The sequence below is a fragment of the Cellulomonas sp. P1_G12_2 genome, from assembly GCF_056405535.1.
In genome coordinates this window covers 584,790-606,718 of sequence record NZ_JBFUBX010000001.1, presented here as the reverse complement: position 1 = coordinate 606,718, position 21,929 = coordinate 584,790, and the positions used below count along the sequence as shown (strand labels likewise).

The 21,929-nt window shown below is 71.3% G+C and carries 20 protein-coding genes and 1 tRNA gene; 2 read left to right on the top strand and 19 right to left on the bottom strand.

Features of this window, described 5'->3' with window-relative positions:
• Nucleotides 1–99 precede the first annotated feature (99 nt).
• Nucleotides 100–1,263: a N(5)-(carboxyethyl)ornithine synthase gene (locus tag AC1DXT_RS02985; RefSeq protein WP_477059880.1), complete on the bottom strand. Its 1,164-nt coding sequence runs from the start codon at nucleotides 1,261–1,263 to the stop codon at nucleotides 100–102.
• Between the two features lie 116 nt (nucleotides 1,264–1,379).
• On the opposite strand from AC1DXT_RS02985, the gene AC1DXT_RS02980 reads away from it, so the two are divergent.
• Entirely contained in the window at nucleotides 1,380–1,961 is a 582-nt protein-coding gene (locus AC1DXT_RS02980; RefSeq protein ID WP_477059879.1) for a TetR/AcrR family transcriptional regulator, read from the top strand.
• A 13-nt stretch (nucleotides 1,962–1,974) separates the two neighbouring features.
• Here the strand turns inward: AC1DXT_RS02980 and AC1DXT_RS02975 are convergent, their stop codons facing one another.
• The 10 genes from AC1DXT_RS02975 to AC1DXT_RS02930 form a co-directional block, all read right to left on the bottom strand.
• Nucleotides 1,975–2,670, bottom strand: coding sequence for an ABC transporter ATP-binding protein (locus AC1DXT_RS02975; protein WP_477059878.1), 696 nt, complete (start codon nucleotides 2,668–2,670; stop codon nucleotides 1,975–1,977).
• Nucleotides 2,667–3,797, bottom strand: coding sequence for an FtsX-like permease family protein (locus tag AC1DXT_RS02970; RefSeq protein ID WP_477059877.1), 1,131 nt, complete (start codon nucleotides 3,795–3,797; stop codon nucleotides 2,667–2,669). The genes AC1DXT_RS02975 and AC1DXT_RS02970 overlap by 4 nt, the downstream gene beginning before the upstream one ends.
• A gap of 178 nt (nucleotides 3,798–3,975) precedes the next feature.
• Nucleotides 3,976–4,614 carry a DUF4203 domain-containing protein gene (locus AC1DXT_RS02965; RefSeq protein ID WP_477059876.1) on the bottom strand — a complete coding sequence of 213 codons (639 nt, stop codon included), beginning with the start codon at nucleotides 4,612–4,614 and terminating at the stop codon, nucleotides 3,976–3,978.
• Between the two features lie 118 nt (nucleotides 4,615–4,732).
• On the bottom strand, nucleotides 4,733–5,335 hold the full coding sequence (locus AC1DXT_RS02960) for a TetR/AcrR family transcriptional regulator (protein ID WP_477059875.1): 603 nt from the start codon (nucleotides 5,333–5,335) through the stop codon (nucleotides 4,733–4,735).
• Between the two features lie 44 nt (nucleotides 5,336–5,379).
• Nucleotides 5,380–6,114, bottom strand: a complete 735-nt coding sequence (locus AC1DXT_RS02955; protein WP_477059874.1) for an SDR family oxidoreductase — start codon at nucleotides 6,112–6,114, stop codon at nucleotides 5,380–5,382.
• A 51-nt stretch (nucleotides 6,115–6,165) separates the two neighbouring features.
• Nucleotides 6,166–6,954, bottom strand: a complete 789-nt coding sequence (locus AC1DXT_RS02950; protein ID WP_477059873.1) for a strictosidine synthase — start codon at nucleotides 6,952–6,954, stop codon at nucleotides 6,166–6,168.
• Between the two features lie 23 nt (nucleotides 6,955–6,977).
• Complete coding sequence (locus tag AC1DXT_RS02945) at nucleotides 6,978–7,844, bottom strand: alpha/beta fold hydrolase (protein ID WP_477059872.1); 867 nt, start codon at nucleotides 7,842–7,844, stop codon at nucleotides 6,978–6,980.
• Nucleotides 7,841–8,875 carry an NADP-dependent oxidoreductase gene (locus AC1DXT_RS02940; protein ID WP_477059871.1) on the bottom strand — a complete coding sequence of 345 codons (1,035 nt, stop codon included), beginning with the start codon at nucleotides 8,873–8,875 and terminating at the stop codon, nucleotides 7,841–7,843. Before AC1DXT_RS02940 ends, AC1DXT_RS02945 begins: the two co-directional genes overlap by 4 nt.
• A 260-nt stretch (nucleotides 8,876–9,135) precedes the next feature.
• Nucleotides 9,136–10,494 (bottom strand): permease prefix domain 1-containing protein, encoded by a 1,359-nt coding sequence (locus AC1DXT_RS02935; protein ID WP_477059870.1) that lies wholly within the window; start codon nucleotides 10,492–10,494, stop codon nucleotides 9,136–9,138.
• Nucleotides 10,494–10,856: a PadR family transcriptional regulator gene (locus AC1DXT_RS02930; protein ID WP_477059869.1), complete on the bottom strand. Its 363-nt coding sequence runs from the start codon at nucleotides 10,854–10,856 to the stop codon at nucleotides 10,494–10,496. Before AC1DXT_RS02930 ends, AC1DXT_RS02935 begins: the two co-directional genes overlap by 1 nt.
• A gap of 398 nt (nucleotides 10,857–11,254) precedes the next feature.
• On the opposite strand from AC1DXT_RS02930, the gene AC1DXT_RS02925 reads away from it, so the two are divergent.
• Complete coding sequence (locus AC1DXT_RS02925; protein WP_477059868.1) at nucleotides 11,255–12,700, top strand: hypothetical protein; 1,446 nt, start codon at nucleotides 11,255–11,257, stop codon at nucleotides 12,698–12,700.
• Between the two features lie 216 nt (nucleotides 12,701–12,916).
• Here the strand turns inward: AC1DXT_RS02925 and AC1DXT_RS02920 are convergent.
• From AC1DXT_RS02920 to AC1DXT_RS02885, 8 genes are all read right to left on the bottom strand, one after another.
• Nucleotides 12,917–12,992: transfer RNA gene (locus tag AC1DXT_RS02920), tRNA-Thr, on the bottom strand.
• A gap of 79 nt (nucleotides 12,993–13,071) precedes the next feature.
• A complete protein-coding gene (locus tag AC1DXT_RS02915; RefSeq protein ID WP_477059867.1) occupies nucleotides 13,072–14,652 on the bottom strand; it encodes an alpha/beta hydrolase in 1,581 nt (526 codons plus the stop codon).
• Between the two features lie 92 nt (nucleotides 14,653–14,744).
• Nucleotides 14,745–15,884 (bottom strand): DNA polymerase III subunit delta', encoded by a 1,140-nt coding sequence (locus AC1DXT_RS02910; RefSeq protein WP_477059866.1) that lies wholly within the window; start codon nucleotides 15,882–15,884, stop codon nucleotides 14,745–14,747.
• Entirely contained in the window at nucleotides 15,881–16,510 is a 630-nt protein-coding gene (gene tmk / locus AC1DXT_RS02905; protein WP_477059865.1) for a dTMP kinase, read from the bottom strand. Before tmk ends, AC1DXT_RS02910 begins: the two co-directional genes overlap by 4 nt.
• Nucleotides 16,511–16,549: 39 nt before the next feature.
• The gene (locus AC1DXT_RS02900) at nucleotides 16,550–17,557 is read right to left on the bottom strand and encodes a Gfo/Idh/MocA family protein (protein ID WP_477059864.1); all 1,008 of its coding nucleotides are present in this window, start codon (nucleotides 17,555–17,557) and stop codon (nucleotides 16,550–16,552) included.
• A gap of 219 nt (nucleotides 17,558–17,776) precedes the next feature.
• Nucleotides 17,777–20,500, bottom strand: a complete 2,724-nt coding sequence (gene topA / locus AC1DXT_RS02895; RefSeq protein ID WP_477059863.1) for a type I DNA topoisomerase — start codon at nucleotides 20,498–20,500, stop codon at nucleotides 17,777–17,779.
• A gap of 78 nt (nucleotides 20,501–20,578) precedes the next feature.
• Nucleotides 20,579–21,526 (bottom strand): phosphatase PAP2 family protein, encoded by a 948-nt coding sequence (locus tag AC1DXT_RS02890; protein WP_477059862.1) that lies wholly within the window; start codon nucleotides 21,524–21,526, stop codon nucleotides 20,579–20,581.
• Nucleotides 21,527–21,586: 60 nt separating this feature from the next.
• Nucleotides 21,587–21,928, bottom strand: a complete 342-nt coding sequence (locus AC1DXT_RS02885) for a hypothetical protein (protein WP_477059861.1) — start codon at nucleotides 21,926–21,928, stop codon at nucleotides 21,587–21,589.
• Nucleotide 21,929 lies beyond the last annotated feature (1 nt).

Genomic DNA, 21,929 nt, shown 5'->3' with positions numbered 1-21,929 from the left:
ACCTGCGAGCCGCGTCTGTGCGGCCGTGGATGCGCTCCCATAGAGTGACACGTGTCACCCCGCAAAGGCAACGCCGCACGGAGGCGTCGCCTCCGTGGCCTACGCCGCCAGGTACGGGTACTCGGCGGACCGGCCCTGGAACGTGAGGATCGCCTCGTTGCGGACCTGACCGTCCTCGATCTCCACCGCCCGCTGGATCGTGTCCGACGAGGCCCACGACTCGGAGCCTGCCATCACCGTGCGCAGGAACGGCATCAGCGCCTCGCTGATCTCCCACGTCGCCGAGTTCCACAGCAGCGACGGGCTGTGGTCGACCGCGTAGTAGTTCGTCGTGTCACCGACCGTGAACATCGGGTCCGCGAACGACGTCGGCCGCGCCCAGCCGAAGCCCATCCCCTCGTCGACGGACACGTCGACGATGAGGCTGCCCGGCCGGAACTCACCCAGGTTCGAGGTGCGCAGGTACGTCAGCGGAGCGTTCGGGTCCTGCAACGTGCAGTTGACGACGATGTCGTTCTCGGCCAGGTACCCAGGGAGCCGCACCGGTCCGTCCTCGGTGGTGACCGTGCTCTCGAACGGGTCCTCGGGGTTGTGGTCGAAGTGGATGATGTCCACCGACGGGATCGGGGAGCCGACGGCGGCGATCTCCCGGTTGGTCAGCACCCGCACGTCGTGGATCCCGTGCGCGTTGAGCGCCGTGACGGCGCCGCGCGCGGTCGCCCCGAACCCGATCACCACCGCGCTGAGCCTGCGCCCGTAGTCACCGGTCGACCCGCACAGCTGCAGCGCGTGCAGCACCGAGCAGTAGCCCGCCAGCTCGTTGTTCTTGTGGAACACGTGCAGGCCGAAACCGCCGTCAGCCTGCCAGTGGTTCATGGCCTCCCAGGCGATCAGGGTGAGCCGCTTGTCGATCGCCAGCTGGGTGATCCGGCGGTCCTGCACGCAGTGCGGCCACCCCCACAGCACCTGACCGTCGCGGAGATCCTCCAGGTCCGACGCCTGCGGCTTGGGCAGCAGCACGATGTCCGCCTGGGCGATGACCGCGTCGCGGTCGCACATCTGCCCGACGAGCGGCGCGATCTGGTCGTCGGCGATGCCGAAGCTGGCGCCGTAGCCCCGTTCGAGGATCATCTGCGCCCGGAGGTCCGCGTCGATGCGCTCGAGGTGACCGGGGTGGATCGGGAGCCGCCGTTCGTCGGGCTTGCGTGACGTGGCCATCACACCCAGGCGTAACAACTCGGCCTTGGCAAACGTTTTACTCATGGTTGATCGTAGTCGCGTCAGGCCGGCCGCGTGGGCGAGCCCCAGGTCCACCGTGTGACTGCCCGCACGTACCATCGGTGTCCGGTGCGCGCCAGGCGCGCGCGAGAGGGGGTGCGGTGCCACGGATCGATGCCCCGACCGTCGCCGAGCACCGGGCCGCGCGGGAGCGAGCGCTGCTGGACGCCGCACGCGGGCTGCTGACGGACCGGCCGGAGCGAGTGCCGACGCTCGCGGAGGTCGGGGAGCTCGCCGGGCTGTCCCGCTCGAGCGTGTACCAGTACTACGCCTCGAGCGAGGACCTGCTCTCCGCCGTCGTGCGCGACTCCTTCCCGCGCTGGCAGGAGCGCCTGGACGCGGCGATCGGAGCGGCCCACGGCCCACGCGGACGCGTCCTGGCCTACCTCCGTGTGAACCTCGAGCTCGTCGCCGACGGTGAGCACGCCTTGGCCCGGACCTTGGTGTCGGTCGCACCGTCCGAGGAGCTGACGCGCCGGTCGCAGACCTTCCACGACCGGCTGCTCGCGCCGTTGCGCGAGGCGCTGCAGGAGCTGGGCGCGCCGGACCCGGAGACGACGACCGAGCTGATCAACGCCCTCGTGCACACCGCCTCGCGCCAGGTCGAGCAGACCGGCGAGCTGGAGCGCGCCTACGACGCGACCGCGGCGCTGGTCGACGGGTACCTGCGCACGCTCGCCTGACCGCAGGCACCCGTCAGACCGGCCGGAGCCTGCCGTCCACCATCTCCAGGACGCGGTCGCAGTGCTCGAGCACGTCGTGGTCGTGGGTGACCATCACGGACGCGACGGCGTGCTGGTGGGTCTGGTCGGCCAGCAGGCGGACGGTCTCGTGGCTGCGGCGCCGGTCGAGCGCAGCGGTCGGCTCGTCGACCAGCAGGACCGAGGGCGAGGCCACGAGTGCGCGGGCGATGCCGACGCGCTGGCGCTCCCCGCCGGACAGGCGACCCGGGCGCCGGTGCGCGTGGGGCGTCATCCCGACGGCCGCCAGCAGCTCCTCCGGGGAGGTCGTCGCCGGCCGGCCGGTGATGCGCTCGACCAGCCGGAGCTGGTCGAGCGCGGTCAGTGCGGGCACGAGGTTGCCGGACTGGAAGACGAAGCCGACGCGGTCGCGCCGGAACGTGGCCAGGGCGCGCGTCGACAGCGCGGTCACGTCGACGTCGTCCACGACGACCGACCCGGAGGTCGGCCGGACGAGGCCGCCGGCAACTGCGAGCAGGCTGGACTTGCCTGCGCCCGACGGGCCGACGACCGCGACCAGCTCGCCCGGCGAGACGTGCAGCTCGACCTCGTCGAGGGCGGCGACCTGCTGGTCGCCGTCACCGAACGTCAGGGTGATGCCGGCCAGGGACAGGCCGGTGCGGACGCGGGTGGGGACGGTGGTGGCGGTCATCGGTTCTCTCCGAGGGCGGTGACAGGGTCGATGGAGGCGATGCGCAGGGTCGCGACGGTCGCGCCAGCGAGCCCGAGGCCGAGCAGCAGCGCGGCGCCGCCGGCGATCGGTGCGGTCTCGAGGGCGAACGGCATGCCGGTGCCCAGCACGAGCGCACCGAGGCCGAGCCCCGCAGCGACCCCCACGGCGACGGAGGCGGCGAGCATGATCGCGGCCTGCAGGACCCCGTCGCGGAGCAGGAATCCCGTGGAGGCGCCGATCGCCCGCATCACGGCCAGCTCGCGGGTCCGCTGCACGGTCCAGAGCGTGAAGAACGCCCCGACGACGAGTGCCGAGATCGCGTAGAGGAAGACTTGGATGAGCTGCATCGTCATCAGCTCGGCGGTGTACCCCGGCGAAGAGTCGAAGGCGTCCTCGATCGTGCGGGCCGACGTCCCCGCGTCCGCGTCCGCGGCCCCGAGGTCGGGCAGCGCACCGTCGACCCCGCGCACCGCTACGGCGCTCGCCACGTCGTACGCGCCGGCGTCCGGCTCCTCGCCCGGCAGCAGGCCCGCATGGACCTCCTGCCAGGTGCGCAGCGCGAGGTAGGCGATGTCGACGTGGCCGAAGGTCCGCTGGTCGGCGGTGAAGCCCACAACCTCGAGCTCGGTGCCGAGCCGGTCGAGCGTGAGCACGTCGCCGAGCGCGACACCCTCGTCTCGGGCCGAGGCGCTCAGCACGATCTCTCCCTCGGCGGCGATCGCGCGACCCTCGGCGGCATCGGGCGCGACCCACCCGGCAGGCTCGACGCCGAACAGGGTGAGGTCCACCGGCGTCCCGTCGTCGTTCCGCGCGTTCACGATCGACGTGCCGAGCAGCTCGGCGTCGGCCACGTCGTCGCGCGCCGCCCAGCTGTCACGCTGGGCGGTCGTGACCTCGGAGCGCGTGAACGCCGAGTCGGTCTTCGTTCCTTCCGAGAACACAACCACCTGGATCGGGCTGCGCATGAGGCCGGACACGCCGTCGACCACCAGGCCGGACGACAGCCCGGACAACAGCACCATGAGGACGGCGATGAGCGCGACGACGGCGCCCATCAGGCCGAAGCGGGTGCGCGCGAAGGCAAGCTCACGCAGGGCGAGGAACACGGTGGACCTCTCGAGAGGGGACCGCGACGTTATCGACACGGTGTCGGTATCTTACCGACACCGTGTCGATTAGTTGTCGTGACGGTGCTCACGCCCTCCGCGGACCAGCCAGCAGCGTGCCCGGCGACCACTGCGCGCGTCGCGTCTGGCGATCACTCGCCCGACCGACCCCCTGAGGTCAGCGCGCCTCGGCCAACCAGGCCTCGTTGACGGTGCGGCGCACCTCGACCCGTTGCCGGGTCTGGACGATGAAGCCGATCACCGCCAGCACGAGCAGGAGCACGTACCAGCCCCAGCCGGCGTCGACCGCGCTGCTGAAGCCCCCCTCCGTGAAGTCGGCGGAGTTCAGGGTGCCCAGCAGCAGCATCAGGCCGGCGACCACGCTGATGGCGCCCGCGAGGGAGCTGGCCACCGCGAGGACGACCATCGGCATGTTCCCGACGACCGCCAGCAGTCCGAAGAGCGCGCCGATGGCCACGCCCACGAGAACCGCGACCCAGCTCCAGTCGATCCCCAGGGCGACGACGAGGCCCGCACCGATCGCGTAGCCGAACGCCGCCATCGCGAGGATCACGGCCACCGCGTAGTAGAGGTAGGCGAGCAGGGCGAAGATCACGGCGAAGACGAACCCCGAGACCCAGCCGAGTGCCGTGCCGAGGAAGCTCTCGTCCGCGAGCTCGGCAAAGAGGCCTGCGCCGAAGGCGAACCCGGCGAAGAAGCCCCAGATCGGGAGCACGAGCCGCAGCACGAACTGCCCCGCGAACAGCATGGCGCCCCCGGCGACGATCGCCAGGATGCCCAACAGGATGTCTGCCATGTCTGCAATGTAGGACTCGCCGCCCCCGATCCGTGGGAAAACGCGGACAAACCGTCGCGTCGATCCCACCGAGGGCGCCACACGCGAGAAGTGGAGCCGCCCTCGCAGGAGCGCGGCGTCACTCCGGCAGGAGTGCCCGCACCTGGTCTCGGATCTCCTGGACGACGTGGTCGACGGGGTTGGGGGCGTTGATCGTCGCGGCCATGCTGATGAACATGATGGCGGAGACGATGTGCGCGCGTGCCGCGGCGTCCTTCGCGCTGGTGATCCCGTCCCGCCGCAGGACGGCGGCGATCGCGTCCTCGGTCTGCACGGTCAGGTCGAGAGCGTCGCGGTGGTGGGGTTCGGCGGGGTCGCCGAAGACGATCTCCCGCAGGTAGGTCCGCCCGTTGCCGACGTGCTTGCGATTGCACTCCACGACCGGGCGGACGATCGCCATCACGGCGTCGAGGGTGCCCGTGATCGCCTCGGCCGCCGACCTGCCCCGTGCGAGCGCGTCAGCGTAGGTGGAGTTCTGCACGAGCAGGAGCAGCTCCGCCTTGGACTTGGCATAGAGGAACAGCGTTCCTGCCCCGATATCGGCTTTGTCGGCGATCTCCTGGGTCGTGACCTCGTCGACGCCGCGCTCGGTGAAGAGCGCACTGGCGGCGGCGGTGATGCGGTCGAGCTTCTCCTGCTTGTTCCGCTCGCGCCGACCGGGCGACGTGGAAGCGAGGGGCATGGTTGCCGACCTTCGTTGCTGAGTGGGCTCGGATCTGCCGGCGCTCATTCTTCCACGGCAACCAGTGGCACCCTCATGTCACGGAGCTCCGGGTAGAGCATCTCGACCGGACCACTCAGAGCCGCCTTGACCTGGGCAGTCAGCTCATCTCCGATGACCTCGTACTCATCGGCTTCGACGGCGTCGTAGACCTTGGTGACGAGGTCGGCCGGCGCCATCTTGGGCCCGTCCGCGTGCGCTGCCATCCGGGTCTCGACGTAGCCCATGTGCACCCCCGTCACATGGACGCCGCGGGGCGCGAGCTCCAGACGCAGAGAGTTGGTGGCCGACCAGAGGGCAGCCTTGGCAGCGCTGTAGATGCCGCCGAACCCGAACCAGCTGGCGACGGAGTGCACGTCGACGAGGATCGACCGCCGGTTGGCGGCGAGGACCGGCGCGAAGGCTCGGGCGAGGAAGACGGGCCCGAAGAAGTTGACCTCCATGTTGGCCCGGATGTCCGCCTCGGTGACCTGCAACAGGCTCGCGCTCGGGGGGTTCGCCCCCGCGTTGTTGATGAGCGCGGTGATGTCGGGTGCGGCGGCTACGGCGGCGTCGATGGACTCGGCGTCGGTCACGTCGAGCGTGAGCGGGACGATCCGATCGTCGTCCCACGTGTGGGGTGCGCGGGCGGTGGCGTAGACCTTCACGGCGCCGCGGGCGAGAGCCTGGTGCACGAAGTGGGTTCCGATGCCGCCGTTCGCCCCGGTGACCAGGACGACTGCTCCATTGAGGGAGGGCATGCTTGCGTTCCTTCTGTCGGTGGATCACCGGCCGCAGGTCGGCCGATGCTGTTATCGCTGGTAGTGCGAGAGCCGCTCGCCGTCCTTCACGTAGGTCAGCGTGTCGGTGACGTCGTAGGCGTGGACGGCGGAGGCGAACGGTGCCAAGGCGTCTGACAGGCTCGCGACCTCGGGGGCCTCGAAGAAGGCCGCGCGCGCTGCCGGATCCGCGAAGCCCAGGATGAAGGAGGCGTGGAACCGCTGGTCCGCCGGGTTGTCGTGGGCGACGTCCGGGGTGTCCCAGAGCTTCTCGTTCCAGTGCATGAAGACCTGGGTGCGCAGCTCCCTCAGCACGCCCATGCCTGCGACCGTGCCGGCAAGCACGTCGAGGTGCCTGCGGAACGCGTGCGTGCGGACTCCGTCCCTTCGCCTCAGGTAGACCAGGGCTCGGGCACCCGCCTTCTCGCCGTGCACGCCGACGTCGTACCAGCGCGCCGAGTACGGAGGTCCGGCGTAGAGCAGGGTGCGCCTGAAGACGTTCACCTCGTCCTTGTACGCAAGGCGGGTCTGCTTGCGGCCCCGCAGCGGCGACAGGACGGACCCGAACGTCACCTCGGCGACCCCGTCGATCCGCCGGTCTGCTGGGATGGCGGTCTCGACGCCACGGGTGGCAGGCCACAGCCCGGGGTTGTGCTCCGCGAGATGGATCTGGCGGTACTCCTCGAAGCCGGGCGTGGCGGTGATGATCGTGGAATGGGGACCACGCCAGTAGTCCATGCCCGTCTGCCGTGGTTGGTCGGTGCGCATCCACAGCGGGATCGATGAGACGAGCGGCTTCCTCGCGTAGGGCTTCGCAGTCATGTCGGTGCCTCCATCCGGAGCGATCAGCGGGCGAGGAACTCGACCGCGATGGGAGCGAACTCCTGGTGGAACTGGAAGATGCCGCCGTGCCCGGAGTCCGGGTAGATGACCAGTTCCGAGCCCGTGATGCGGCGGTGCAGGTCCTCGGAGAGGGCCGACGGCACCATCCGGTCGTTGTCACCGTTGGCGATCAGGGTGGGTTGCGTGAGCGTCGACAGGTCAGCCGGGGCTGAGCGCCCGAACTCCTGGATCGCCTTGAGCTGGGTCCGGAACGCGCGCACGGAGATGTCCGCGTCGCGGTCGACGGTGCGCTCCTTCAGGCGCTGCACGAAGGCGCGAGCAGCGGGCTTGCCGGTGGCGTTGCGGTGGAAGAAGAGGAACTCCTTGGGGTCCGACCGGGTCAGCGTCGCTCGCAGGATGTCCCAGAAGGTGACGCCGACGACCTTGTCGATGCCTGCGCCGCCCCGGGGCCCGGTGCCGGTCAGGACGAGCCTGCGGACCAGCGCGGGGTGCTTGACCACGAGGTCCTGCGCGACGAACCCGCCCAGGGAGAAGGCGAAGACGTCGATCGTGTCGAAGCCGAGGGCCCTGATGAAGGTGTAGGCGTCGTCGGCCATCGCCCCGACGCTCTTGGGGACGTGGCCGCTGGAGGCCCCGACGCCGCGGTTGTCGAACGCGATGACGTGGCGCCCGGCCGAGATCGGGTCGACGATTCGCGGGTCCCAGTTGTCCAGGGTCGCACCGAGGTGCACGAAGAAGACGACCGGGATCCCGCCCTTCGGTCCCAGCTCCCGGTAGGCGTACGTGACGCCGTCGGCGGTGATGGTGCGGGTCGGCGCTTGGGCGTACGAGGTGATGACAGGTTCGGTCGAGGTGCGGTTGTCCTTCACGATGCTCTCCGGTGGTCGGGCTGCGACGGGGCCCGTCCGACCCCGGTGAGGACGGTCTTGCCGCGGATGCCGCCCTTGCCGAGCGACTGAACTGCTTCCGCGGTCTGGTCGAAGTCGACGACGCGTCCGACGACGGGCCGCAGCGCGCCGCTCTCGACGAGTGCGGTGATCTGGCGGAGCTGGTCCCCGCTGGCGCGCATGAAGAGGAACTCGTACGTCACACGCAGCTTCTTCGCCTGCCGCCGGATCTTGCTGCTGAGCACTGCGATGGCCGAGCGCAGCACCGGGTTCATCCCGATCGCCCGGGCGAACGCGGGGTCGGGCGGTCCGGCGATGCCGATCGCCGTGCCGCCGGGGCGCAGCACACGCAGAGACTTCTCGAGGTTCTTGCCTCCGAGGCTGTCCAGCACCAGGTCGTACCCGTCCAGGAGCTGTTCGAAGTCCTGGTTGCGGTAGTCGATGACGATGTCGGCGCCGAGCTCGCGGACGAAGTCGACGTCGCCGGCGCTCACCGTGGTCGCCACGGTGGCGCCGAGGTGCTTGGCGAGCTGGATCGCGATGGTCCCGACGCCACCGGCGCCCGCGTGGATCAGGACTCGCTGGCCGGGCTGCACGTTGCCCTTCTCGACGAGCGCCTGCCATGCGGTCAGGGCCACCAGCGGCAGCGAACCCGCCTCCTCGACGGTGGCCGTCGCCGGCGCGAGCGCCAGGTCCGCCTCCGCGACCGCGATGCGCTCCGCGAACGTACCGATGCGGTCCTTGTCGGGCCGGGCATACACCTGGTCGCCGAGAACGAACCCCCGCACCTGGGCACCGACGCCGATCACGGTCCCGGCGACGTCGTTCCCCACGACCTGCGGCAGCTCGTACCGGAGGAACGACTTGAACTCCCCTGCGCGGATCTTCTCGTCGAGCACGTTCAGCCCGGCGGCCTGCACCTGGACGAGCACGTCGTGCTCCCCCACCACGGGCTCGGGGACATCCGCTTCGTGCAGCGGTCCCTGGTACTTGCTGACGACGAACGCTCGCATGGGTGACTTTCCTTCGTGCATGGGTGGGCAATACCGAGTGGACTCAATTATGAGCGTCCTCAGGTCCGTAGTCAACAGATGCCCGCGCGAGCTCGGTACATGCCGACGCCTCCGAGCAGCCGGACGTGGGTCAACGACGACCCGGCCAACCCAGGCCAACCCGCCGGATGAAGCGGGAACGACGAAACCCCGCGACCAGCGATACCGCTGGTCGCGGGGCCTTCATGTCGGTGCCTGTGCGGGGAGTCCCGGACGGCGAGTCAGGCGAAGTCGAACAGCGGCGGGAACACGATCACGACGACCGCGGCCCAGGCTGCGTAGACCGGCAGGTACCGCGTCTGCCAGCGCTCGAGCGCCGAGAACGTGCCGTGACCACGCAGGAACCGGCCGCTCCGCCACGCCGAGACCCCGAGGTGCACGAGCAGCAGCAGGTTGAGACCGAGCGCGGCGATCTTGTTGGGGCTCGTGCCGAACTCCGCGATCCGCGTGAGCATCGCGGTCAGCATCACGGCGTCGACCGCGAGGGCCACCCCCACCAGGACGAGCTGGAGCCAGTCGGCGAGCGCGGGCGGCGCGAGCGGGTCGCGGGCCGAGATCGAGTAGAGGAGCAGCGCCAGGACCAGCACGAGGATCGCGTCCATCAGGATGAGCAGGTCGCGGTCCACCTCGACGAGTCCCCCGGAGGCGATCAGCGCCACCAGGACGGCCACGAGCATGACGATGGTCAGCGGCGTGAAGATCCGGGTCAGCACAGGGGCGATGTTCTCGACGACGTCCTGCTTGGCCTCGACGAGCCAGGCGGCGACGATGAGCGCGCCCGGGACGGCGAACGGCATCACCCACTCCGTGATCACCGGGCCGGGGTCGACGCCGACGAGCTGGAGCACCCCGGCGGTGAGGCCCAGGAGGACTCCGCCACCCAGCGCGAGCAGCGTGTAGTAGATCGCGAGCTCGCCCGTGAACCGCACGAAGTCCATCCGCCGGCCGTCCGAGCGCCACGACTCGGCGACGTACGCGAGCCCCACCAGCAGCCACAGGACGACGGGGGCGTGGATGATCGCCAGCACCTCGGTCGACCCCTCGGGGATGAACGGGTACACGTTGAGCACGACGGCGAGCACGACGAACGGCACGGCGATCGCCGCCACGGTCCGCACGCCGACCTGGCGCTTCCACCCGAGGTACGCGGCGAGGAACGGGACCACGAGCAGGCCGATGTTGCGAGCGAGCGCGAGCTCGTCGTCGAACCAGGCGACACCCGCACGCACCGCGACGCCCGCACCGACCGCGAGCGCGAGCACGACCGCGAGCTCCCGCCACCGCGGCGCCGGCGCGCCTGTGGTGCCGAGGGTGCTGTCGGGGACCAGCGCAAGCTGCTTCCACAGCCGGTCCGAGTGCTCACGGGCGTACTCGCGGGAGACGACGTCCAGGTTGCCGAGGCGCTTGATCGCGACGAGGAACGCCTCGTCGTCGTCGAGCCCGGTCGCACGCAGGTCGGCCACCTGACCCCGCAGGTGGTCCTCGAGCTCGTCGACGTCGGCCGACGAGATGACCTGACGTCGGTGCACGTAGCCGCGCCACCTGTCGATCTGGGCCTCGAGCTGGTCGTCGTGCGCCATCACGCCCACACCTCCACGACGGTGGCGGGCCGCGGCGCCGACTCCCAGACCTGCCGGAGCGCGTCCGCGACCACGTTCCACTGTGCCTGCCGCTCGGCGAGCGCCGCCCGGCCGGTCGGGGTGATCGCGTAGTGCTTGCGGCGTCGGCCCGCCTCGGACGTACCCCAGGACGACGAGACGTGGCCGAGCCGTTCGAGCCGGTGCAGCAGCGGGTAGAGCATGCCGTCCGTCCACTGCATCCGACCGCCGGAGAGCTCGCCGACGCGTTTGAGGATCGCGTACCCGTAGAGGTCGCCTTCCGCCAGGATCCCGAGCACGAGCGGAGTCGCCGAGGCGGCGACCAGGTCCTTGTCGATGCGCACGACGACGGCTCCTCTACCTTGATGTGCTAGGTATGTAACCCTAGCGGCTCTAGGTATGACGACGAGACACCGGTCTGCCTTCCCGCTCGGCCAAGATGCACTGTTCACGGTCCGAGTGGCGACCACGAGCGGCCGTGCGATGCGCCGTCAGAGCAGTCTGGACGAGGTGTGGCGCGCGACTCTCGAGGCTGTCGTGGCCGACACCGACGGTGCGGACGTGCGGCGTTCGCAGGGCTTGCGGGCAGGAGGCGGTACGTGCGGAGCCGCAACGACCGACCTCGTGACCGTTCTGGGGCAGACCGAATCGCCGCAAGTCCCCTGCACGACTCGGCCCCCAGCCGGTTGTTCTGAGCGCCGTCTCCAGGTGAGCCGAGCTTCTCGAGCGGATCGTGCGAGCCGTGAAGCGGGGGCTGGTTTCTGCCGATGAACCAAGCATGACGACGCCGGTACCTCTGGAAGCACATGAGCGGACATCAGTACCGGCGGTTGCCGAGGAGCAGGCGACGGCCGACGTCGTAGCCGTGACGGTGGAGGCGGAGCTGGACGACGAGGACGCCGCACGTGAGATCGCAAAGGCGGTCAGCGCTCGCCACTCCATCGCTCGCAAGTACGTCATCCGTGTCCGTCGCCGGCATCCGGACGCGACGCCCGCCGAGGTGATCCAGATGCTCGAGCGGCACTACGGCACGTCAATCAGCACCGCGGGTGCCGTCATCGCCGCCGGCGCAATCGCGGCGGACATCGGCATCGCGTTGATCCCAGGTGTCGGGGCAGCGGCAGCCGGCGCCAAGAGTGCGGGCCAGCAGGCCGCCAAGAAGGCGGGCAAGGAAGCCACGAAGGTGGCGGCGAAGACCGCTGCGAAGGCGGCCGCGAAGAACGTGGCTCTGGGTGTGACCAAGAGCGGTGCTCAGCGAGTCGCGGCGATGTTGCCTGCGGGCGACGAGCAGCTGCAGTTCGAGCTCACTGCGATCTTCGGTCTCGCCATCGCCGATATCCACGGGATGGAGCTCGACCAGGACCAGGCTCATGCCCTCGTGTACGGCTTGTCGAACAGTCGCGTCAGCCAGCAGCAGATCGCGACCATGGCGGCAGACGTCGCGAGCGCCTCGTCAGAGGGCGTCGTCGGCGTCGGGCAGCGGATCGCTGCTGGCCGTGGGGACTGGTCGCACTGGGCGAGCACGCTCGCAGACACGCTGCCCGCGGGAGGGGCGCAGAGTCTTGTCCGGACCATTCAGACGGGCCAGCTCGACACCGTCCGCGAGTCCCTAGGCGGGAAGCAGCAGGCGGCGATCGAATACGGCGTCGGGGCACTGACGGGAGGAGTCACCCGCTTCGTGTTCGGTCGCGACGTCATCAACGCATCACGAACCGCGTTCGCCGCCGCACCCGACGCGTTCCCCGCACATCTGGCGATCCCGGTGAAGGTCAAGGCCGACGCGGACGATCTCGAGTCCGAGACCAACCGCGCTCTGGCAGCGTTGGAAGACGCGGCGACGGCGACCGGGAACTGGATCTCAGGCACCGCCAGAACGGCAGGAACCGGCGTCGCGACGAGCGCCGTCGCAATGGGCACCAGCATGGCTGGCGCCGCCAGCACGGCGTCGCGACAGTTCCGGAGCGTGGACCTCGACGGAGACGGGATCCCGGATGAGCCCCAGGCACTCACCGCGGTCAAGGGCGTCGGTGGGGCAATAGCCGGCTCGGCCGGCGCGGTGGGCGTGAGCGTCGCGGGACTCTTCAGGTCGAGGAAGCGGTCGGGACGCGGTGACGCCAGCGGTCTGGTTGCAGTTCAGCGACCGGGCGAGAGTGAGGACGGCGCAGTCGTTGCGGACCAGCTCGCCTAGTCCCATCGCAACTTGCTAGGCAGTGCCGCCCGTGGGGTCCATCTGCGCCTGCAACGCGTTGGACGCCGAGGAACAGCCCTCCAATCGGCCCGCCCGTGCACCGCTGCGCCGCGCACCGAGTCCAAGATTGGGACCACGGGCAGCCTCAAAGGGCGCAGGCCCGGGCATGTCGAAGGCCCCGCGCCAGCGATGTCGCTGGTCACGGGGCCTTCGTGGTGGAGCCGCCTAAGAGAATCGAACTCTTGACCTTCTCATTACGAGTGAGACGCTCTGCCGACTGAGCTAAGGCGGCGTCGTCGTGGACCGTGGTCCCCGGCGAGCCCGCTTACTGTACCCGGCAGACCCCCGCCGCTCCAAAGCGAGCGGGATCGTCAGCAACGGGTCCCGTCGGCCGGGACTGTCCCCGCCAGCAGGTACCCGTCGACGGCGGCGGCGATGCACTCGTTCGAGGAGCCGTAGGCGGTGTGGCCCTCCCCCTCGTAGGTCAGCAGCACGCCCGACGACAAGAGGTCGGCCATCTCCTCGGCCCACGCGTACGGGGTCGCCGGGTCGCCGGTGGTACCGACGACGAGGATGGGTGCCGCGCCCTCGGCCGTGTACGAGGGGAGCCCCCCGACCTCGGGGACGGGCCACTGGGCGCACACCGTAGGGCCGTAGCCGAAGAAGACGCCGACCGTCGGCGCCGCGGCCTCGATCTGGGCGGCCTCGGCGCGCATGGCGTCGAAGTCGGCGGGGTCGCGGCTGTCCAGGCAGTTGATCCCGAAGAACGCCACCATCGCGTTCGTGCTGTAGGTGCCGTCCGGCTCCCGGTCGAAGTACTGGTCGGCCAGCTGGAGGAGCATCGAGCCGTCGTTGCTCTCGAGCGCCGCCGTCAGGGCCTGCGTCAGGTAGGGCCAGTACGACTGCGAGTACAGCGGCATCGCGATCCCGTAGAAGGCCAGCGAGGCGGTCAGATCACGGGCCGTGCCGGTGGACAGGGGGTTGCTGCGCGCGCGGTCGAGCAGGTCCTTGATCTGGGCGAGACCGTCGTCGGCGGACCCGTCCAGGGGGCACCGGGGACCGGCCTGGCAGTCGGTGATATAGGCGCGCAGGGCGGTCTCGAAGCCGACGGCCTGCCCCTGCGACACCTCGGTGGTGGTCAGCGTGGGCGGCTTGGCGCCGTCCAGCACCAGGCGGCCCACCTTCGCGGGGAACAGGGCCGCGTACGTGGAGCCGAGCACCGTCCCGTAGGAGTAGCCGAGGTAGGAGAGCTTCTCGTCACCGAGCGCGCCGCGCAGGATGTCGAGGTCGCGGGTCGCGCTGACGGTGTCGACGTGCCCCAGGACGTCGCCCGTCCGCTCCGCGCAGCCGACTCCGAGCTCGCCGTACATGTCGATGACCGTCTGGATGCCCGCGTCGGTGGAGTAGTCCGGGTCGAAGGCGAGAAGCTCGTCCAGGGCAGGCCCGTCGACGCAGTCCACGGGGCTGGACCGCTGGACGCCGCGCGGGTCGAACGCGACGAGGTCGTACTGCAGCCGCACGTCCGGGCTCACCGTCGACGAGAGCGAGGCGAGGAAGTCGACGCCGGACACACCCGGGCCTCCGGGGTTGACCAGCAGGGAGCCGAGCGGCTCGCCCCCGGTCGCCTTGAGTCGCGCCAGTGCGATCCCGATCGACGGGCCGGACGGGTTCGCGTAGTCCACCGGAACCTGCGCCGTCGCGCACTCGCCCTCCGCGCACGTCGTCCACTCGAGCTGCTGCCCGTAGAACTGGGCGAGGTCACCGGTCGCCCCGTCGGACGGCGCCGCCGTGCTCGTGCCCTCGGCGGGGGCCGACGCCTGGTTCTTGGGTGCCACGCACCCGGCGAGCAGGACGACGACGACGAGGGCGGCACTGACGAGGGCAGCGGCGAGGCGTGGCCGCCGGTCACGTTCGACGCCCGCGGGCGCGACGAGGCGGGCGGAGAGCGGCATGCGCACACGGTAGCCGCCGATCCTGAGCCACAGTCGCCCGGTCCGCCCAGGGTGCGCAGCCGTCACTCGATCTGCACAACCGGCGCGGACGATCAGCCCTGCGGACGCAGCGCCACCGCCATCGCCTCGACGGCGAGCAACGGGGCCACGTTCCCCGCCAGGCGGGTGCGCGCCTGACCGACCGCATCCATCCGGCGCAGGGTCTGGACGGACGTGCTCGCCTCCGCCAGTGCACGGACCGACGCCTCGTGCTCGACGTTCACCAGCTCGACGCCTGCTCCCAGCTGCACGACGAGCACGTCCCGGTAGAGCGAGAGCAGGTCGACCATCGCGCGGTCCAGCACGTCCCGCTGCGCGCGGGTGGCCCGGCGCTTCTGGTCCTCCTCCAGCTGCCGCACCTGGGTGCGCAGGGAGGGCGGCAGGGTGGCTGCGCCCTCGGCGCCCATCGACCGGAGCAGCTCCGCCTTCTCCTCGGCGTCCCGCTGCTCGGTGGCGGCCTTGGCGTCGGCCTGCGCGGTCTCGACGAGCTCACCGGCCGCCATGACCGCGTCGCCGACCCCGCGGATCTTCGCCGCGATGCCCAGCACCGCGGACCGGCGTGCGCGAGCCTCGGGGTCCCGGGCCAGCCGTCGGGCGATCCCGACGTGGCTCTGCGCCGCGCGGGCCGCGACCATGGCCACCTGCGGGTCGATCCCGTCGCGCGACACCAGCAGGGCCGCGACCGCGTCGACCGGTGGAACCCGGAGCGCCACCGACCGGCTGCGGGACCGGATGGTGACCAGGACGTCCTGCGGGCTCGGCGCGCAGAGCACCCAGACCGTGCGGCCGGCCGGCTCCTCGATGGCCTTGAGCAGCGAGTTGCCGCTGGTGTCGTTCAGCCGGTCGGCGTCCTCGATGATGATGACCCGGTGCCGCCCCTGCGAGGGGGACCGCTGCGCGAGCTCCACCAGCGGGCGGGCGGTCTCGGCGCGGATGAACACGCCCTCGGTGGCGACGACCGTGACGTCCGGGTGCAGCCCGCGCAGGGTGGTGGTGCAGTCGTGGCAGACGCCGCAGCCGCCGGTCGCGCACTGCAGAGCCGCGGCGAACGCGCGGGCAGCGTTCGACCGTCCCGATCCGGGGGGTCCGGTCAGCAGCCACGCGTGGGTCATCGCCGCGGGGTCCTCGATGGCGTGCCGGAGCACCTCGACCGCGGGCTCTTGGCCGACGACGTCGTCCCAGACGCTGGTCACGGCGCGACCCCGAGCAGCGGTGCCACGCGCTCGCGCACCGCGGCGGCGAGCTCGTCGACCGGCCGCGTCGCGTCCAGCACGAGCCACCGGCCGGGCTCGGCTGCGGCCCGGCCGAGGAACGCCTCACGCGTGCGCCGGTGGAACTCGTCGCCGGCCCTCTCGAGCCGGTCCGGGTCCCCCGTCAGCCGCGCCTTGCCGGCCACGGGATCGAGGTCCAGCAGCACGGTCAGCGCCGGGAGCAGCCCGTCGACGGCCCACAGGGAGAGGCGCTCGACCTCGTCGGCCCCCAGGTCCCGGCCGCTGCCCTGGTAGGCCACGGAGGAGTCGAGGTAGCGGTCGGTGACGACCACGACACCGCGGGCCAGCGCCGGGCGGACCAGCGACGCCACGTGGTGCGCGCGGTCGGTGGCGTACAGGAGTGCCTCGGTGCGTGCGTCGACGTGGTCGCCGTGCAGGACCGCGTCCCGCAGCAGGACGCCGAGCTCGGTGCCGCCGGGCTCCCGCGTGAGCACGACCTCGCGGCCGAGGCCGGTGAGCCACTCGCCCAGGAGGCGCGCCTGCGTCGACTTGCCGGCGCCGTCGCCGCCCTCGAAGGAGAGGAAGAGGCCAGCAGGAGGCGAGGTCACTGCGTCAGGGTAGCCGCCGCCGGTGACAGCCCGGGCGCCTCACTCCCCGGGGTAGCCGACGCCGATCTGCGAGCGGATCGTGTCCATGGTCCGCAGCACCTCGAGGGTGTTGCCCCAGGTCATCCGCGGGCTCTGCGTGGCGCCCTCGGCCACCCGGCGGGCGACCTCCGCGGCCTCGTACTGCAGGCCCTTGGTGCCCGGCTGGTTGAACTCCCAGACCCGGCCGTCGAGGCGCTGCACGTGGAACGAGGTCGGGGCGTAGAAGCTGCCTTTGACCACGATGTTGCCCTCGGTGCCCGAGATGAGCGCCATCGTCGGCGTCTTGGCCCACATCGTCGTCGACAGGGTGGCCTGCGCCCGGTCCCCGTAGGACAGGACCATGGAGATCTGGCCGTCGACGCCCGTGGTGGTCAGCTGCCCGACCGCCTGCACGCCATCGGGGACGCCGAGGAAGTCATGGGCGAACGAGACGGGGTACACACCCAGGTCGAGCAGGGCGCCGCCGGCCAGCGCCGGGTCGAACAGCCGGCTCTTCGGGTCGAACGTGAACGCCTGACCGTGGTCGGCGGACAGGTTGATGATCTCGCCGATCTCCCCGGCGTCGATCACCTGGTGGAGCGCGTAGACGTGCGGCAGGAACCGCGTCCACATCGCCTCCATGACGAACACCCCGGCGGCGCGTGCGGCGGCGAAGACCTCCTCGGCCTCCCCGGCGTTCCGCGTGAACGCCTTCTCGACCAGCACGTGCTTGCCGGCCTTGATGGCCAGGAGCGCCTGCTCCTTGTGCTCGGAGTGCGGGGTCGCGATGTAGACGGCGTCGACCTGCGCGTCCTCGACGAGCTCGCGGTAGCCCACGTGGGTGGTGGGGATGTGGTGCGCCGTGGCGAACCGCTCCGCACGGTCCTTGTTGCGCGAGCCGACCGCGACCAGCTGCGCGCGGGTGTGCGCGTTGACGGCCGACGCGAACGTCGCGGCGATGTTGCCGGCGCCGAGGATGCCCCAGCGGATCGGCGGTGCGGAACGGGGGTCTTCAGCGCGGTCAGCCATGGGCCACAACCTAGCGCGCGTGGCGGTGCGCGCCATGCCGGGCCGGTGCCGGTCCGGGCCGCCGCGGCGCCGAGTTCGTGAGGACGAGTCGAGTTCGTGAGCCGCAGCTCACGAACTCGCCCAGAACTCACGAGCTCGCCGGGCGGACCGCCTTGCCGTCGCGTGCTCGACGGCCGCGCGGACCCGACCGTGACCCGCGAGAGCCTGTTCGGCTGAGCCCTACTTCTTGGCGGCGGCCTTGCTCTTGGCCGGTGTGCGGCGGGCGGGGGCCTTCTTCTTCGCGGGGGCCGACGCACGCTTCTCGGCCAGCAGCTCGACCGCCTGCTCGCGCGTGATCGACTCGGGCGTGAGGTCCCGCGGGAGGGTCCGGTTGGTGACCCCGTCCGTGACGTAGGCGCCGAAGCGCCCCTCCTTGACGGTGATCGGCTTCTCGGACGTCGGGTCGTCGCCCAGCTCACGCAGGGGCGGTGCCGACGTCGCGCCGCGGCCGCGCTTGGGCTGCGCGTAGATGGCCAGCGCCTCGTCGAGCGTCGTCGAGAAGAGCGCCTCCTCCGAGGCCAGCGTGCGCGAGTCCGTGCCCTTCTTCAGGTACGGGCCGTAGCGGCCGTTCTGCGCGGTGATCTCGGTCCCGGACTCGGGGTCCACGCCGACCACGCGCGGCAGCGACAGGAGCATGAGGGCGTCGTCGAGGGTCACCGACTGCAGCGACATCGACTTGAACAGCGACGCGGTGCGCGGCTTCGGGGCGGCGGCCAGCGCCCGCTTCTGCGCGGCGGCCGACAGCGACGTGTCGATCTCCGGGTCGGGCAGGATCTCGGTCACGTACGGGCCGTAGCGGCCGTTGCGCGCGACGATCGGGGTGCCGGCGACGGGGTCGGTGCCAAGCACCTGGTCGCCCTCGGGCTGCGTCTCCAGGAGCTCGCGCGCCTTGGCCACGGTGAGCTCGTCGGGTGCCAGCTCCTCGGGGACCGACGCGCGCCGGGTGGTGCCGTCCTCAGCCGGCTCCGCCAGAGAGTCCTCGAGGTACGGCCCGTACCGGCCGACGCGCAGGACGATGCCCTCGCCGATCGGGATCGAGTTGACCTCGCGGGCGTCGATGTCACCGAGGTTGGCGACGAGGTCCCGCAGGCCCTCGCCCTCCTCGTTGCCCGAGCCGTCGCCGAAGTAGAACCTCGACAGCCACGCCACGCGGTCCTTGTCCCCCGCCGCGATGGCGTCGAGGTCCTCCTCCATCTCGGCGGTGAAGTCGTAGTCGACCAGCCAGTCGAAGTTCTCCTCGAGCAGTCGCGTGACTGCGAACGCCAGCCACGACGGCACGAGGGCCTGCCCGCGACCGGTCACGTACCCGCGGTCCTGGATGACGGAGATCGTCGCGGCGTAGGTGGACGGGCGGCCGATCCCGCGCTCCTCGAGCGCCTTGACCAGCGAGGCCTCGGTGAAGCGCGGCGGCGGGGACGTGCGGTGGCCGTCGGCGGTGAGGTCCGACGCCGACAGCGGGTCGCCCTCGGACATCTTCGGCAGGCGGGCGTCGTCCTTCTCGGCCGGGGCCTCCTCGGCGTCCTCGGAGTACCGCGAGACGTCGCGACCCTCCTCGTACGCGGCGAGGAACCCGCGGAACGTGATGACCGTGCCCGACGCCGAGAACAGGACGTCGGTGCCTTCGGCCGCGGTGGCACCGAGGCGGACCGAGGCGGTCTGACCGCGGGCGTCGGCCATCTGCGAGGCGACGGTGCGCTTCCAGATCAGCTCGTACAGGCGGAACTGGTCGCCGGACAGCTCCTTGGCCACCTGCGCCGGGGTCCGGAAGTGGTCACCGGCGGGCCGGATGGCCTCGTGGGCCTCCTGGGCACCCTTGGCCTTGCTCGTGTACACGCGGGGCGCGTCGGGGATGTACTCGGCGCCGTACAGCTCCGAGGCCTGCCGCCGCGCGGCGTCGATCGCCTGCGTGCTCAGCGACGAGGAGTCCGTACGCATGTAGGTGATGTAGCCGTTCTCGTACAGCCCCTGCGCGGTGCGCATGGTCTGCCGGGACGCCATCCGCAGCTTGCGCGACGCCTCCTGCTGGAGGGTCGAGGTGGTGAACGGGGCGGCGGGGCGGCGCGTGTACGGCTTGGTCTCCAGCGAGGCCACCGAGAACGACGCGTCGGCGAGGCCGGCGACGAGCGACGTCGCCCGCGCCTCGTCGAGGTGGGCGACGTCGGCGGCCCGCAGCTGCCCGGTGTCCAGGAAGTCACGCCCGCTGGCGACACGCTGCCCGTCGACCGACGTCAGGCGGGCGTCGAAGGACGGCTCGGCCTCGTCGGCGACGGCGAACGTGCCCGTCACGTCCCAGTAGTCGGCGGCGACGAACGCCATGCGCTCGCGCTCGCGCTCGACCACCAGCCGCGTCGCGACGGACTGCACGCGGCCGGCCGACAGGCCCTGACGGACCTTGCGCCAGAGCACGGGGCTGACCTCGTACCCGTACAGCCGGTCGAGGATGCGGCGGGTCTCCTGGGCGTCGACCAGCCGGTCGTCCAGCTCGCGGGTGTTGGCCAGCGCGCGCTGGATGGCCTCGCGGGTGATCTCGTGGAACACCATGCGCTTGACGGGGACCTTGGGCTTGAGCTCCTGCAGCAGGTGCCAGGCGATGGCCTCGCCCTCGCGGTCCTCATCGGTGGCCAGGAAGAGCTCGTCGGAGTCCTTCAGCAGCTTCTTGAGCTCGCTGACCTTCTTCTTCTTGTCCGCGTCGACCACGTAGTACGGCGCGAAGCCGTTGTCCACGTCGACCGCGAACTTGCCGAACGGACCCTTCTTCATGTCCGCCGGCAGCTCCGAGGGCTGGGGGAGGTCACGGATGTGCCCGACGCTCGCCTCGACGTCGTACTCCTCGCCGAGGTACCCGGCGATCGTGCGCGCCTTGGCAGGCGACTCCACGATCACGAGCTTGCGCCCTGCAGACATCGGTCAGGCCCTTCTCAGACTTCGGCGGGCCGGACGACCCGCTTCCTCGTTCACCGCTGGGGACTCTACGGCGTGCCGTCAACCCCGCGGCAATCGCGATGCCGCGGCCTGCCGCAGCACCAGCATGACCGCGAACGCCAGGCACGACGCCATCAGGGCGCCCGCGGCACCGCCCAGATAGGCGGTCACCTGCTCGGCGCGGGCCTCCAGATCGTCCCGGTTGTTCCACGTGTGCGAGAGGGCGACCGCCGCGGACGCCCCCGCGCCGACACCCACGATGACGAGCCCCGCGAGCACCGCGCGCATCGTGGCGGGCGCCGGGGGCGGGTCCGACGCGAGGCGGAGGGCACCGGTCGCGGTCGACGGCCGCGCGGGCGTCAGCGCGACGAGCGCGCAGGCGATCGCGGTCCACGCGAGGACGACGAGCACCGCCGCGACGACGTCCGACGGCCGGTGCCACTGACCGATGAGGGTCGAGACGCCCGTCGCCGTCGTGTAGCCGGCGCCGAGCACGGCCGCCCACGGGCGCATGCGCGGCGGGACCACGAGCAGCAGCGCCGCCGAGATCGAGGCGGCCGCCGTGGTGTGCCCGCTGGGCAGGGTGTTGCCGTAGCTGGCCTCCACCCCGAGGTCCGGGCGGTAGAGGACCGCGTTCTTGAGCACGCGGGTGGTGAGGTTGGCACCGATCATCAGCACGGCCACCTGCACGGCCAGCGACCAGCGGCGGCGCAGCGCGGCGATGAGCATCGCGCCGAGGAGGACGGCGGCGATGGCGCTCACCGACACCACGTCGAGCACCCGCTCGGCCACCCGCCACAGCTGCGTCTGGCCGTACAGGGCGCCCTGGAGCGCGGCGTTCTCCACCTGCTGACCCGCCAGCGTGTCGACGAACACGCGCCAGAGCACGAACACCCCCGCGAACGAGAGCACCGCCACGACGACCGCGATCGCGACGACCACACCACGCCGGTCCGCGGCGGCCGGAGCCTGCCGCGACGGTGCGGGGATGACGGGGGTGTCGCTCACCGCACCAAGGTAGGTCACCCGAAGGGGTGCACCCGGTGCCGTTCCGACGTGCAGACAGCCTCACGGCAGCGGCGTCGGCTCCCCCGGCCCGACCACCACGGCGTGCCGGCAGCCGTCCAGCCGCGCGCGCACGTCGGCGTCCGCGTTGATGCACAGCAGGCAGCCGCCCCGGCGCTCGAGCTCCCAGCCCGCCTCGTCGATCGCCTCGGCCGCGTGCCCGCTGCGCAGGCTCACGGCGGCGAGGTCGAGCACCACCAGCGACGCACTCGCGGACAGCGCGCCCAGCAGCGCGCGGAGCCGGACCACGTCCGCGCGACCGAACGACCCCGCGGGCCGGACGTTCGCGGTCAGCCAGGGGTCCAGCGTGGCGGGTGCGGTCGCTGCGGTTGCATGCAGGCTCATG